Genomic DNA, 13,813 nt, shown 5'->3' on the forward strand with positions numbered 1-13,813 from the left:
CGAAGATATGAGATTACCTGGGCAATCTTACCCCACGCTAGTACTCCTCGTCGATCGCCTCCACGTCAGGCAATAGCGGCGCCAAGTCCGGCAAGCGCTCCAAAGAATCAATCCCTAATAACTCGAGGAACAATTCCGTCGTCTCATAGCGGTGCGCGGCACCTTCAAAATCATCCTGCGGCAGCTCCCGCACCAATCCGCGCAGGCCTAGGGTCCGCATAACACCATCGACATTGACGCCGCGAACAGCGGCAACCTGCTGGCGGGTTACGGGCTGGCGGTAGGCTACCACCGCCAACGTCTCCAGGGCCGCACGCGAGAGCTTTGTCTGGGCGCCATCCAATAGGAATTCTTCTACCGCGCCTGCGTTTTCGGAACGCGTATAAAAGCGCCACCCCTCTTGGGTCTCGCGCAACTCGATACCAGAACCACGATCATTCAGCTCGCGCTGGACAGCGCGCAGGCAATCACTGACGACGTCCCTTTCCGCCCCCAAAGCACGCGCCAAGGACTCCACCGAAGCTGGGGAATCGAGCACGAGCAAGATTGACTCAAGGCGGGAACGAAGCTGCGAGATGAGGGGAAGGTCCATAGAAGCCAAGCTTACTGCAGCGTAAAACGATGCCTGAGATTTCCTAAATCACTTTCACTTCCTATTGTGAGTCGGATAACATATTGCCATGGAAACTATTACACGCACCGACAGACTCATTCTCATCCCACTATCCGCTGCCAATATCGAAGAGACCCACAAGGTCTACAGCGACGGGCGAATTTGGAGCCACCGACCCAACGGGCGCTTTGCCGATATCCGCACCACCCGTGCATTCGCGCAATCCTCCTCCCGGTCGTGGGAAGCCCACCATTTTGGACCATGGGCCGCCTACATGCGCCATAATCCTTCTGAGTTCGTCGGAGTTGGTGGGGCCATTTTTGTCGAAGACGGAAATTTCTGGGACATCAAATACCGCCTCCGCCCTGCTCACTGGGGCTCAGGATTTGCTACAGAGATCACTTCGGCGACGCTAAAGAGCATTCACCAGGTTGATCCTGAATCCCCCATCACCGCCCGAGTGACGACCAACCACCCAGCAGCGATCCGGGTCATTGAAAAGCAAGGACTCCAAGAAGTGTGGGAAGGCCGCCGCGTAGGCACCGAGGACAACCCAGATGAGCCTGACGTACGCGTTTATTCTGACCGCGAGCTGACACCCGAGACGCTGAAGTTTATCCAGCAGCGTCCTTAGTCCCAGTTCGCGGCGGCAACTACCGCTGGGTCAACGTCCAAACCCGTCCACGAAAGGTCCAACTGGCCCAGCGCTTCTTCCTGTTGTGCGTCAACCGCCTTGGCCTTGTACAACTCCAAAAGAGCCAAGAAACGGCCCACAACTTGCATAGAAACCGTGCAATCGCGGGTCAGGGAACCAAAACTCATCCATTGACCGGCGCCCAGTAGCTTTAGGGTTTCCAGGATCTTGCCGGCTTGCTCTGGTACCGATACCGCCACGGAGTGCACGTGGCCGGTGGCCACTTCTTCCGGCGGCTTTGGGCGGAAGACTCCCGCGGCGAGCTCTGCGAAACTGGCTGGCGTATGGCCGAGGGAGACAGGAGGCAGTAGCTCCGCAAACTTCTCCTCGATAGCTACCGCCCGCGGATAGCTCCGCTGGGCCTCGCGCTGCCACTCCGCGAATTGGTCCGCTACTAGTTTATAGGCCTTATATTGCAAAAGACGAGCAAAAAGAAGGTCGCGCGACTCCAGCAGTTCCAAGTCTTCAATCTCGTCGACATCACCGCGAGGCAGGAGCCGCGCCGCCTTTAAGTCCAAAAGCGTCGCTGCCACCAGCAAAAAATCAGTGGTTTCATCCAAATCCGCAGACTCGCCCAGCTGCCGCGTATAGGCGACAAACTCGTCCGTTACCTCTGAAAGCGCAACATCAGTTACGTCCATCTTTTTGGACTGGATAAGCTGCAAAAGCAGGTCAAATGGGCCCTCAAAATTTCGCAGTGCAATGCGAAAGCCCGTAATCTCCGGCTGGGTCACGATACCTTAAACGGTCGAGCGCTCAATGACCTCTTTGGCCAGGTTGCGATACTGCTGCGTAGCAGGAGAGTTTGGCGCCCACGTAGTAATCGGCTCTCCGGCCACTGACGTTTCCGGGAAACGAACGGTCCGAGTAATTACGGTGTCAAAGACCTTATCGCCAAAATAGTCCACCACACGGGACATAACTTCCCGAGCATGCTTCGTGCGGCGATCAAACATCGTCACTAAGATGCCCATGACCTCAAGATCAAAGTTGATACGGTCAGAGACCTTTTCCACCGTGTCAGTCAATAGCGCTAAACCACGCAGGGAGAAGAACTCGCACTCCATTGGGATGATCACGCCCTGGGAACAGGCAAGCGCGTTGACGGTAAGCAGCCCCAAGGAGGGCTGGCAGTCGATGATGATGAAGTCATAATCGCGCCGCACTGGGCGCAGGGCCCGAGCTAGCGTGTGTTCGCGGCCTACTTCATTGACCATCTGAATTTCCGCAGCAGAAAGGTCAATATTCGCCGGTACCAAATCCAGGCCTGCTACTCCAGTGTGCTGGATAGCGGAGTGAATAGAGGTATGGCTATCGAGCATGACGTCATAGATAGTGTCCTCGATATCATCATGTGTGAGCCCCAAACCTGCCGAAAGCGCACCCTGCGGGTCAAGGTCAACCAAGAGGACTTTACGGCCATACTCAGCCAAGCAGGCTCCCATATTAATGGTGGAGGTGGTCTTACCCACGCCGCCCTTTTGGTTACACATCGAAATAATGGTGGCCGGCCCATGCTTTTCCAAGGGTGCGGGTTCTGGCAACTCGCGGATAGGACGACCGGTCAGCCCCACCTCTACATCAGAGGCAGAAAAGAGACCCTCTTCGCTCACAGTCACACCTGCTTCCTTGACGCCAAGTTCCGGACCATGACACTTGGCTTAGGGTTGATTACAACGTTGTCATTAAAGCGTACCCGCTACAGCAAGAAAGTACCGAGACTTAGTTTATATCAAGCTTTTAGCGTTGACTAGAACGTCGTTTGAGTGCGGCCGCTAGAGCGATCAGAACGATAAGTATCGCCGCAGCTGCCCCTCCGATAATCCAGCCCATATGCGAGCTCTCATTATCATCTTTGGGTTCTTCCTGTTGCCGCTTATCGAGGTTCTCTGACGCAGATTGATAATTAGGGTCCTGCAAAGTGACGATGAGGGCGGCACCAGAGCCATCGTTGCGCAGCAACTGCATAATGAAGGGATTATCAGGCGCTTCCCCCTCTGGATACGTCAGAGTGAGGGTACGTGATGAAGCATCCACGTCGCGCTTTACGCCTTGGATAATATTGCCTTCACCATCAAGGTAGCGCAGCTTAACGTCGTTTTCCTCCGTGTCCTTAAACTGCTGGTAGAGGTCGTAGGCCTGCTTGAGCCCCATCTTCGCGGTAATCGTATTGCCTTCGATATGAGATTCAAGGTTGACGTATTCCGCACCTTCAAGGTTGGCTTCCCCTGCCGGCTTACGTTCCGGTTTTTCGCCTGGGACTACCGGGAGATTTTCGTTCTCTTTCGCCGGCGCGGGCTTTTCCGCCCCACCTTCGGCCCCCTTGTCTGCCGGCGGATTGCCGCCGTCATCCGGCCTATTCGGTGCCGGCCTCGGCGCTGGAGCACCCTCTGCACCGTCGATTTCTTCCTGAATGTCTTCCTGCTCCACCGAACCATCAGCTACCAGCGTGAGAGTTGCATTCATACCCTGGGCGGAGACGGGAACAGAGATTTGGCCGCCCTCTGGTGGGGCGGTGATGGTAGCAGAGGTACCAGAGGCAGAAACGTTCCACCCATCACCCGAGTAGCTCGCCTCGGCCGGCACTGGCAGGCTCACGGTCGTGGTTTCGCCGGCCGGAACCGGGATAGGCGCGGCAATAGCGGCTTCTACCTCCGGTGGCAGCTGTGCCTGCGCCACCGCGGGGAAAAGCAACGCGGTAGAAAGTACCGCGCCGGCTACACGAGTAGAAAACATATATGTCCTTTCTTAGGCACGGGGGTGAGCGGTGCGCCACACCTCACGCAAGGAGTCGGCAGTGACGTGAGTATAAATTTGCGTTGTCGTCACGGATGAATGTCCCAGCAATTCTTGCACGGTGCGCACATCTGCGCCGCCTTCAAGCAGGTGCGTCGCAAAAGAATGCCGCAAGGTGTGGGGAGAAATGGACTTTCCCAGATCTACACGCTGTGCAGCTGTCTTTAACACTGCCCACGCGCTTTGGCGCGATAAAGCTCCGCCGCGGGTATTGAGAAACAACGCCGGCGTTGTGCCTTTGCTCAGCATCGGACGAGCCCGCACCAAATAGGCGTCAATGGCTTGGCGGGCATGCGAACCCAAGGGCACAATCCGCTCTTTGTCGCCCTTTCCGTGCAGGTGGATTACCTCTTGCGCGGAGGAAACGTCATCAACGTTTAGGGAGATTACTTCTGAGATTCGCGCGCCAGTACCGTAGAGCATTTCCAGCAGAGCACGGTCGCGCACATCCACCGGGGTTTCAGTGGGAATTGCCTCAATAAGGCCGCTAACCTCGTCCACCGATAACGTCTCCGGCAAATGCTGTCCAGTTGATGGAGGGGTAACCTCAACCGCAACATCGACGTCTACAACGCCTTCTGCCACGGAAAATTTATGCAACCCGCGGGCTACGATGAGAGCACGATTAGCCGAGGACGCAGCCATTTTTGACCGCAGATCCTTGAGATAAGCCTCCACCATAGGCCGCGTTACCGCGCGCAGGTCCTCTACCCCGTTGTCCTCCAACCAAGTGACATAGCGCCGAACATCACGGCGATAATTACTCAACGTATTGGCAGAAACGCCTCGCTCAACCGCTAGATGGTTAAGCCACGTCTGCGCTATATCTTCGACCGCGCTCACAGCTGCTTCAGGTCCGCGCCCGTGCGCCGGGCACTCATCGACGTCGGCCGCAACGTGAAAGGCTCATCCACGCTGCGGGTCGCCTTGCCACCGCGCAGCACTACATAAGCCGCCAAAATGCCGCTGCAGGCGATGGAATTGACGATTTCGCCCCGCATTACCTTGTCGACGGCGTCCTCGAGCCGGACCCAAGCAACCTCCATATCAGCTTCTTCATCCCCGGTAGCCTCCATACGCGGCACCTCAGAAAGGTCGGAGGCTAAGAAAACACGGACCGCTTCTTCGCAGAACCCCGGTGAAGTTACCAAATCCGACAGCACTGACCACGTCTGCGCGCTCAGACCAGCTTCCTCCTGTAACTCCCGCTTCGCGCCGGTTAGCTCATCTTCGCCGCGTACGTCGAGCAAACCTGCCGGTAATTCCCACAGGCGCTTGCCCACGCTGTGGCGATACTGATACACCATGGCAATGCGTTCGTCCGAGTCCAGTGCCACCACTGCCACCGCGCCTAGGTGCTCTACTACCTCGCGGGAGGCAGAAACATCGCCGGGCATGACAACCTCGTCGCGGCGGAGAGCGAGAATGGGGGCGTCGACAAGCAATTGCGAGTCAAGCACCTTGAAATCATGCGCCATGAGCTATTTCTTTCCCGGTAGGGCAGAATCCGCGGTCTCTGTGGCACCATAATCGCCTTGACCACCATCGAGCTGCTCCTCGGTGGCCAAAATAACGGCAATGCGCTCGACTGCACGCTCGGTGCCATCGACCGTGGACAGCTTCGCATCTTGGTCGCGCACCTGGGCAAGTGCCTTATCGTCCTGAGTTTGTTTGGTACGCCCGCTAAACACAACAGAACCATTGACATCATCCAACCCGGTAACAAATTCCGCCAAAGCATCGGAAGGGTAGCCGCGCAGGCCATTGCCAGAGACGACGATAATGGCCTGGGCAGGAACGATGGTCCCATCCTCGTAGTCAATGAAGCCTTCGTCGCGCAGCTTATGGAGCACATCCGCACGCTCTTGCACTGATGCCATGGGCTTCGTGCTCTCAGGATCCATAGACAATGCAGTGCCGAGCACCTCACCGCTGAGCGCTCCCGCAGAATCCAGATCCTTGGTATCTGCCTTCTTAGGCGCAGTGTCTTTCAGGATGGGCAAAAGCTTGTCTTTAGTTTCGGGGCGCAAAAAGTCCTTGGTCAGCTTAATCTCGCCGGCCTCCGTGGCACCGGAAGTTTCCAAGAGCTTCCGGATTGCGTCCACGTCTCCGCCATTTGCATCGTCGGTGGTGACGATGAGCACGGGGCGCTGAGACAATGCCCCGTTTACTAGTTCCGCCCCGGAATCAGCCACGATTTTATCGCTCGCCTCATTTTGGGTCTGCAAAATCTTATTGTCCTGGACGACCTTGCGGTGCTCCTCACGGATCGGATCATCATCGGCCATGCCGGTGGTCAGATTGGGAGCAATGATCAGGGCACCCAGCGCCACGCCTACTGCGGCGCCGAAGCCCAAGCCTGCTACTAGCTCAGTCTTTGCCATGCTCTATGCGCCCCCAAAGAGCCTGGACCAGGTTTCACTGAGGTTACTTGCAAAGTCCTGACTTCCGCCGAAACCGACAATGAGGATAACCGCCGCAATGGCTACCAGGATTCCCAGCAGTGCCCACAGCCAGCCAAGGTTGGACGAAGGTGCACTGTAGAGGTTAATCACCGCATCCGCGTCAACCACCTTGGTGCCGGCCTTAAGCCGGGAAAGCACCGCCGACGGGTTGGTGCGATCCGCAAAAATATCATCAAGGTCTACCCCACCGCCTGCCTGCACGATGAGGTCTGCGCCGTGATAATCAGCAAAAAGCAGACCCAAATCGGTACCTGAATGCGTCGCTGCGGGAAAAGTCATGGCACCGATGCCGAGGTCGTGGATGCGGTCAAGGCCTTCTACCTCGCCCTCTGGATCCGCAGGAACAACCACACGGGCGCCACAACGCAGGGCCTCATCGCTGACGCCATTGGGATCACCAATGATGAAATCTGGCTTATACCCCTGTGCTAGCAACGAATCTGCAGCCTCTCCCACCGCAATCAGCAGCGGCTCATACTCGCGGATAAAGTTCCGCAGCTGCTTGAGCTGTTCGCGGTGTCTGTCTGTTGGCGAAAACAGCACGACCTTGCGGCCTGCGATCTCAGAGCCAGAAGCGGGAACCCCGAGGCCGTCGATAAGCAGCGGCCCCTCAGAGTTAATAAAATCAATGGAGTTGCCAAAGAAGGATTCCATGTGGTCAATCAGCGCACCCTGTGCCGCGGTAAAGTTCTTTTCTGCTCGCTCGCGAGTAACCACGCGGCCCGTGCCAAGAGCTTTATCACCGCTAAAGACGGTGCCATCCTCCCCGATTCGCGCCTTCTTTCCATCCTTGAACTCGGACACGAAGGACTGGCCAACGCCCTCAACGAGGGCAATGTCGGCGTCAAGCAAAATGTGCGGGCCATAATTGGGGACCGTACCGGTAGAAAACTCCGCCACGTTAATCACGGCGGAGGGTTTAAGGTCAACGAGGGTCTGGGCCTCGTGGCGAGAGATATTAGCCGCATCAATTACGGCGACATCGCCTTCACTAAATTTTTTCATCCCCTTAGCGCCCGGAGTGCAATCGCGCAGTGCACCAGGCTGCTCGGGGTTACGGGAAAACAGAGCCATGACCCCTATTGTGACGTGATTATTGTTTCTAGTGGGTTAGGCGCGCGGAAGCTTCTTGCTGTGCCCGCTCAAAAAGCTCCTGCGCGTGCGCGCGACCAGTCTCCGTATCATCCAAGCCTGCCAGCATGCGCGCCAACTCCTCCACGCGCTCGTCCTGCGAAAGCTCGGCCACACCAGAAGTGAATTTTTCCTTCGAAACATGCAGGTGTGCATCGGCATACGCTGCTACCTGCGGCAAGTGTGTTACCACGATAACTTGGTTGTGCACGGCCAAACGTGCCAGGCGGCGGCCAATTTCCACCGCCGCGCGTCCGCCCACACCGGCATCTACCTCATCGAAGACCAAGGTGGCGCCGTCCTCATCCGCTAGCACCACCTCCAAGGCCAACATGACACGGGAAAGTTCGCCGCCTGAAGCTGCAGACGCGATCGGCTTTCCGTTCAGCTGCAGCTCGGCCGCGTCCGCGCCAGTTTTAGAATATTTCGCCTGCGTCAACTCAACCGTCAACGTTGAATTCGGCATGGCTAGGCCGTGCAGCTCTTGCGTGACCTGCTCCCCCAAAGCCTTCGCCGCTTGCCGGCGCCCCTTTGTCAGCTCCCCAGCCCGCTCAACCATCACCGATTCAGCGTCCTTGACCTGCTTTTTCAATTCCTCTAGGGCTTCAGTTGAGGTATCCATGGATTCGAGCTTTGCTGCAGCTTCATCCCGCCAAGCTATAACTCCGTCAATATCCCCGGCATATTTGCGGGTCAGTGTACGAAGCTCCTGCTGGCGCTGCAAGGACTTTTCTAAAAGCTGCGGATCCGCCGGCAACCCGGCCAGATACCCTCCCAGCTCGCCGGAAATATCGCCCAGTTGTGAAGAAATCTCACTGAGCCGTTCGCCCAAGGCGGCCAATTCCTTGTCGGTAGTCCCCGCCAATGCCGAAACCGCCCGGCCCAGCAACGCCGAGGCAGCCTCTTCCAGTTCCTCGGTGCCGTCGATAGAAGCCAGTGCAACTTCCGCGGATTCGCGAAGACCGTCGACGTCTTGCAGCTTGCGAACCAGCTGCACCAGCTCCTCATCCTCACCCGGCTCCGGCGCAACGCCGTCGATCTCATCCACCGCGAACTGCAGGCGATCAACCTCTTGCGCGAGTTCGCGGCGCTGCTCTGTACGCCGCTTATAGTCCTTTGCCAAACGGCGCCATTCTTTAAAAGCCTCGGTATAGCGACGGCGTACCTCGGTCAACGTAGGATCCGCACGGTCTACTGCACCCAATTGTTCCTCGGGAGCAAGCAAACGCAGCTGATCATTTTGCCCATGGACCGTAATAAGTTCGCGGGCAAATTCGCCTAAGGTTGCCGCAGGCACCGCCCGACCACCCAAATAGGCCCTCGATCTACCTGCAGCAGAAACCGTCCGGGAGACGATGTATTCTCCATTTTCATCGGGCTCCCCACCTACTGATTCGACCAACTCGCGGATAGAATCTTTCCCCGAGGAAAAATGCCCCTCTACTGCTGCTTTCTTCGCCCCATCCCGCACCCGGGAGGCATCCGCGCGTCCACCTGCTAAAAGCCGCAATCCAGTAACCACCATGGTCTTGCCCGCGCCAGTCTCACCAGTAAGCACGGTTAGACCAGTAGAGAGCTCCGCGGAGCTCTGGCTAATAACGCCCAAGTCATTAATGGAAATATCGACGAGCACTACTTCTCCTTCGGCCCGCGCCACCCTTCTACGGGCAGGCGCAGCTTCGAGACTAAACGGTCAGTAAAAGGTTGGTCATCCAAGCGTACCCATCGCACCGGACGCGCGCCTCGCACTACCTCCACGCGAGCTCCCGGCGGCATTGCGAGCTCACGGAAACCATCCAAAATCACGGTCGCCGGAGTTGTACGCATGGTTGATTCAACGGCAACTAAAGAATTGGGCGAGACGACTAGTGGCTTAGTAAACAAAGCGTGCGCATTATTCGGTACTACCAAAATCGCATCGAGAGAGGGCCACAGCACCGGCCCGCCAGCCGAAAACGCATAGGCGGTCGACCCAGTAGGCGTGGAGATGAGCACCCCATCACAACCGAAGGAAGACACCGGCCTGCGGTCAACTTCCAAAATTGCGTCCAATACTCCAGAGCGATTTTGGTTTTCTACCGAAGCCTCATTCAGAGCCCAGCTGCGATTGAGAAGGGTTCCTTCCTCGTCAAAGATGGTGACATCGATGGTGAGTCGATCCTCAATGCGGTACCTTTTGTCTATGACCCGCACTAAGGCCTGATCTAGGGATTCGACTTCCCACTCAGCCAGAAATCCCACATGCCCGAGGTTGATTCCTAGCACCGGAATATCCACAGAACGTGCCATATCCGCTGCACGGAGGAAGGTTCCGTCTCCACCGAGTACCAGGACTAATTCGCACCCCGAAGCCGCGTCTTCGGTGTGGGGGACGTGCTTTAGCCCAGGCAAGACCTTCTCGTCCGCGCACACTCGAACAGTAATCCCGGCATCTTGTAGCAGCTCCGCTGCTCGCGACGTTGCCTGCAGGTTCTGCTCGCGGTTGGCATGAGGCACCAACAGGATCTCACGGGTCATTGCGGGCCTTCCTCGACTGCACGGTCAATCATTTCTTCTACTCTAGCCAGATCCGTGGGAGCGCCGTCCTTTTTCAGCCATAAGAAGTACTCCACATTGCCGCTTGGCCCAGGCAGCGGGGACGCTACAGCTCCGTGCATGCTCAACCCAAGGGACAGGGCAAACTCAGCGACTTCCTTGGTTACTTCCTTGCGCAGTTCCGGTGAACGAACGACACCACCGCTTCCGAGGCGCTCTTTGCCCACTTCAAATTGCGGCTTCACCATGGGCAACAACCAAGCGCCGTCCTTCAGACATTCCACAATGGCCGGCAATACCAAGCGGAGGGAAATGAAGGACAAGTCGCCTACCATGCCGTCGCAAGGGCCGTCGGTAAGCTCCAGCGTTAAATTCCGGATATTCGTACGGTCTAAAACGGTTACGCGATCATCGTTTTGCAGGCGCCATAGCAACTGCCCATAGCCTACGTCGACAGACAGCACTTCCTGCGCACCGTGTTCAAGGCACACGTCCGTAAAGCCACCGGTAGAAGCGCCGGCATCGAGGATTCGGCCGTTCAAATCGACGTCGAACGCCGCCAAGGCGCCCAAAAGCTTGTGAGCGCCACGTGAAGCCCACTTGTCTTCTTCGGCTTCCTCTACCTTGATGGAAACCTCGGGTTCTACAATCGACGCCGGCTTTTGCGCCTTGAAGCCACCAACCGTGACACGGCCGGACTTAATCATCTCCCGTGCCTGCTCACGTGACCGCGCAATCTTTCGGCGCACCAGCTCCGCATCTAACCTACGACGTTGTGGGGGCATTAATTCTCCTGCAATGCATCGCGCAACACATTGTGGGCGCGATCAAGCTGATCTACTTCAGCGGCCAAATCCGCTGCGTCTTCTCCAAGGATCTCTGCTACTTCCGCATCGATCTCTGCCGGCTCCTTGACAGCCCGAAAATCATGCGGCTTTACCGCCATTGCGCAACAACCCTTTCCGCACGCTCGCTTCGCGGCTGAATATAGCGGGGCGGTGACGGCATGGCCCATGCAACTTCCAACACGGTGCGCAATGCCTGAACGGAGGTAGATTTTTCGTCACCGCCCTCGAGCAGAAGATCATGTCCATCACACCGAGCAGTAAATCCACCCTGTGCTCCAGGTCGGACAACAGAGACCGGCAAAGCCAGTTCATGCATACCTGCACCAATAAAGTTGGGGCGCGCCTCCACAGGTGCCTCAATAAGTTCTAGTTCCCCAGAAACACCGGTAAGCACATGGAAGGTATTCATGGCAGCAGAATTACCACCGGCAATATCGGTATCCAAACGGTCGCCTACAGCAAGCGGTTTTTTCGCACCAATTTGCTTCGCCGCAAAAGTAAACATGGCTGGCTCAGGCTTTCCAGCAGACACCGGCTCTACCCCGGTGGCGGACTGGATGGCGGCCACGAGGGAACCATTGCCCACGGCAAATCCCCTCTCGATAGGCAGGGAAGTATCTAGGTTCGATGCGAAAAACTTCGCTCCCTGGCGGATGGCCAGAGCCCCTTCAGTCAATTGTTCCCAGCCAACAGAACGGTCAAAACCCTGCACAACAGCGGCAGGCTTGTCATCAGCGCTGGAGACCACCTCAAAGCCCATCTCGCGGGCCAAATCACGGAAGGAATCAGCACCAATAATGAGGAGTTTCGAGGTGGCTAGCAGCTCATCCGCCACTAATTGAAGGACTGCTTGGGCAGAAGTAACAATCTGCTGCGTGGTCGCCTCGAGCCCTATATCTGCCAGCATCTTCGACACTGCTTCTGGGCTGCGCGAAGCATTGTTGGTCACGTACACCGCCGGCACACCACAGGTATTGATGACGTCCACCACGTTAGAAAGTGGGCGGCCGCCTTCCCACACGGTGCCATCAAGATCGAGCAGAAGAGCATCGTGTTTGCTTAGAACCGTCACTACTTACACTCCTCTAAGCGCTCCGCTGCATCGGTCCAGTCGCCCTCATCAATCGACACTGCGTGTTCAAACCAATCCTTGGCCTCATCTTTCCGGCCAGCTTCCAGCAGTGCGTTGGCGTAGGCATAAGCCAGGCGGCATGCACCTATCCCGCGTGCATCGCGATCAGGATGAGCGCGTTGGATAGTTACGACGGCAGACTCGGCTTGGCCCATATCTAAGCGGGCTCCGGCTAAAACAATCGCTAGCTCAATTTTAGATTCATCATCTAGGTCGGCCGCCTCATCCGTGCGCCCAAGCTCGAGCGCCTTTTCTGGGCGTCCCAAGCCGCGCTCACAGTCAGCCATTACGGCCAGCAGCCCAGGCCCGCCGGAAATACGCCGGGAAGCACGCAATTCAGCGAGCGCTTCCTTCCACTCGCCAGCACGATATGCGGCAATACCATTGACCTCTCGGGCGATAGCCACGCGGCCGGCACGGTCCTTAGCAGCACGTGCATGGCGCAAGGCAAGCTTGGGATCGTCTTCCATCCAGGTCGCAGCCATGATCATATGCTTGGCGACGGCCTCGGAGTTCTCCTTCGAGAGCGATTTTAGGTCCTGCAGAACCATGGGATCCAAATCGTTGACATCCACCTCTGCCGGGATGTCTGGATCACTCATGCGACGATTGATGCGTTCCTCACGGTAACCGGAGCGCTGCGGCGAAAAAGACTTCTTCTTGCGAGAGTCACCCTTAAAATCACGGCCTTTGTTATTGCGTGGCTTACGGTCACGTCCACCTCGCCCGTTGTGATTGCGCTCCGACATTCAGCCCTACCCTTTCTTGGTTGGAACTAGCACAGAAATACCGGCCCTATTCTACAACCCCAAGCGAAAAAGCCGGAATTTAGATCCTCTTGCGCTGCCGCAGCGTGAGCCATACAGCGCTAGGCCAAACGCTCGCCCAGACCGGTTCAATGAGACGGCGATCGATCCTACTAGACGCAAATACATTGCCAGGACCACCCACAGTGGAAAGCCACTCTGCCCCGTAACGCCCCACAACTCTTCACCGCCGACCGGCCGCGCAGTTGTACGAGCGTGCAAAAGGACACTAGGAGGCTTAATCGCTCATTGCGTTCCTGAACGCTCCGCGGACGCCCTAGTGCCGTACTCCTGGCTTTGCAGCTGAGGCCTTCCACCGGCCGGGAGGGCTGGTAAAACGCAAAAAGAAGAGGACGGTGGTATGCCGTCCTCTTCTTTGTTGTATTTTGTTGTGTTTGTGTTGTTTGGTGTCGGCGGTGACTTACTCTCCCACAACCTCCCGGTTGCAGTACCATCAGCGTGTGCAGGCTTAGCTTCCGGGTTCGGAATGGGACCGGGCGTTTCCCTGCAGCTATTGACCACCGACAAACCTTCAGAACATCTACCCTCTTTTTAATGGGTGTTCGGGTGTTGTGTCAGATACTGCATAGTGGACGCGGTCACGACAGTGACAAATTTGTTGTTTCTTGTTTTTGTTGTTTTGCCAGCACACATAGTGTGTGTTGGTGTTTATTGTGGTCAATTAGTACCAGTAGCCTTCACACCTTACAGTGCGTCCAGGTCTGGCCTATCTACCCTATCGTCTTTAGGGGACCTTAACGAAACCTCATCTTAAAACAGGCTTCCCGCTTAG

15 protein-coding genes and 2 rRNA genes are annotated in these 13,813 nt (G+C 56.8%); 1 reads left to right on the forward strand and 16 read right to left on the reverse strand.

Going from position 1 to position 13,813, the window contains the following annotated elements; genetic code table 11:
* Positions 1 to 37: 37 nt before the first annotated feature.
* Positions 38 to 592, reverse strand: coding sequence for an SMC-Scp complex subunit ScpB (gene scpB, locus RAE07_RS08640; RefSeq protein ID WP_023021604.1), 555 nt, complete (start codon positions 590 to 592; stop codon positions 38 to 40).
* 88 nt (positions 593 to 680) lie between these two features.
* Here scpB and RAE07_RS08645 point away from each other — a divergent pair, with 88 nt between their 5' ends.
* On the forward strand, positions 681 to 1,247 hold the full coding sequence (locus RAE07_RS08645) for a GNAT family N-acetyltransferase (RefSeq protein WP_317001694.1): 567 nt from the start codon (positions 681 to 683) through the stop codon (positions 1,245 to 1,247).
* Here RAE07_RS08645 and RAE07_RS08650 read toward each other — a convergent pair.
* The 15 genes from RAE07_RS08650 to RAE07_RS08720 form a co-directional block, all read right to left on the reverse strand.
* On the reverse strand, positions 1,244 to 2,041 hold the full coding sequence (locus RAE07_RS08650) for a segregation and condensation protein A (RefSeq protein WP_200287539.1): 798 nt from the start codon (positions 2,039 to 2,041) through the stop codon (positions 1,244 to 1,246). The genes RAE07_RS08645 and RAE07_RS08650 overlap by 4 nt on opposite strands.
* A gap of 6 nt (positions 2,042 to 2,047) precedes the next feature.
* Positions 2,048 to 2,920 carry a ParA family protein gene (locus RAE07_RS08655; protein WP_034668724.1) on the reverse strand — a complete coding sequence of 291 codons (873 nt, stop codon included), beginning with the start codon at positions 2,918 to 2,920 and terminating at the stop codon, positions 2,048 to 2,050.
* Positions 2,921 to 3,047: 127 nt separating this feature from the next.
* On the reverse strand, positions 3,048 to 4,043 hold the full coding sequence (locus RAE07_RS08660) for a hypothetical protein (RefSeq protein ID WP_316328692.1): 996 nt from the start codon (positions 4,041 to 4,043) through the stop codon (positions 3,048 to 3,050).
* 12 nt (positions 4,044 to 4,055) lie between these two features.
* A complete protein-coding gene (gene xerD / locus RAE07_RS08665; RefSeq protein WP_239208317.1) occupies positions 4,056 to 4,946 on the reverse strand; it encodes a site-specific tyrosine recombinase XerD in 891 nt (296 codons plus the stop codon).
* Positions 4,943 to 5,581, reverse strand: a complete 639-nt coding sequence (locus RAE07_RS08670) for an NUDIX domain-containing protein (protein WP_316328693.1) — start codon at positions 5,579 to 5,581, stop codon at positions 4,943 to 4,945. The genes xerD and RAE07_RS08670 overlap by 4 nt, the downstream gene beginning before the upstream one ends.
* A 3-nt stretch (positions 5,582 to 5,584) precedes the next feature.
* Positions 5,585 to 6,487 (reverse strand): copper transporter, encoded by a 903-nt coding sequence (locus RAE07_RS08675; protein ID WP_248098231.1) that lies wholly within the window; start codon positions 6,485 to 6,487, stop codon positions 5,585 to 5,587.
* A 3-nt stretch (positions 6,488 to 6,490) separates the two neighbouring features.
* On the reverse strand, positions 6,491 to 7,642 hold the full coding sequence (gene steA / locus RAE07_RS08680; protein ID WP_239208314.1) for a putative cytokinetic ring protein SteA: 1,152 nt from the start codon (positions 7,640 to 7,642) through the stop codon (positions 6,491 to 6,493).
* Between the two features lie 28 nt (positions 7,643 to 7,670).
* Entirely contained in the window at positions 7,671 to 9,332 is a 1,662-nt protein-coding gene (recN, locus tag RAE07_RS08685) for a DNA repair protein RecN (protein WP_239208313.1), read from the reverse strand.
* On the reverse strand, positions 9,332 to 10,216 hold the full coding sequence (locus RAE07_RS08690; RefSeq protein ID WP_023021614.1) for an NAD kinase: 885 nt from the start codon (positions 10,214 to 10,216) through the stop codon (positions 9,332 to 9,334). Before RAE07_RS08690 ends, recN begins: the two co-directional genes overlap by 1 nt.
* Complete coding sequence (locus tag RAE07_RS08695; RefSeq protein ID WP_316328697.1) at positions 10,213 to 11,019, reverse strand: TlyA family RNA methyltransferase; 807 nt, start codon at positions 11,017 to 11,019, stop codon at positions 10,213 to 10,215. Before RAE07_RS08695 ends, RAE07_RS08690 begins: the two co-directional genes overlap by 4 nt.
* Entirely contained in the window at positions 11,019 to 11,180 is a 162-nt protein-coding gene (locus RAE07_RS08700) for a hypothetical protein (protein WP_005324658.1), read from the reverse strand. Before RAE07_RS08700 ends, RAE07_RS08695 begins: the two co-directional genes overlap by 1 nt.
* Positions 11,171 to 12,154: an HAD-IIA family hydrolase gene (locus RAE07_RS08705; RefSeq protein WP_316328698.1), complete on the reverse strand. Its 984-nt coding sequence runs from the start codon at positions 12,152 to 12,154 to the stop codon at positions 11,171 to 11,173. The genes RAE07_RS08700 and RAE07_RS08705 overlap by 10 nt, the downstream gene beginning before the upstream one ends.
* Positions 12,154 to 12,963, reverse strand: coding sequence for a tetratricopeptide repeat protein (locus RAE07_RS08710; protein WP_234288096.1), 810 nt, complete (start codon positions 12,961 to 12,963; stop codon positions 12,154 to 12,156). The genes RAE07_RS08705 and RAE07_RS08710 overlap by 1 nt, the downstream gene beginning before the upstream one ends.
* 465 nt (positions 12,964 to 13,428) lie before the next feature.
* A 5S ribosomal RNA gene (rrf, locus tag RAE07_RS08715) occupies positions 13,429 to 13,546 on the reverse strand.
* 136 nt (positions 13,547 to 13,682) lie between these two features.
* A 23S ribosomal RNA gene (locus tag RAE07_RS08720) occupies positions 13,683 to 13,813 on the reverse strand; the annotation flags it as partial.

This window comes from Corynebacterium nasorum (assembly GCF_032821635.1).
In the GTDB taxonomy this organism is placed as follows: Bacteria; Actinomycetota; Actinomycetes; order Mycobacteriales; family Mycobacteriaceae; genus Corynebacterium; species Corynebacterium kefirresidentii.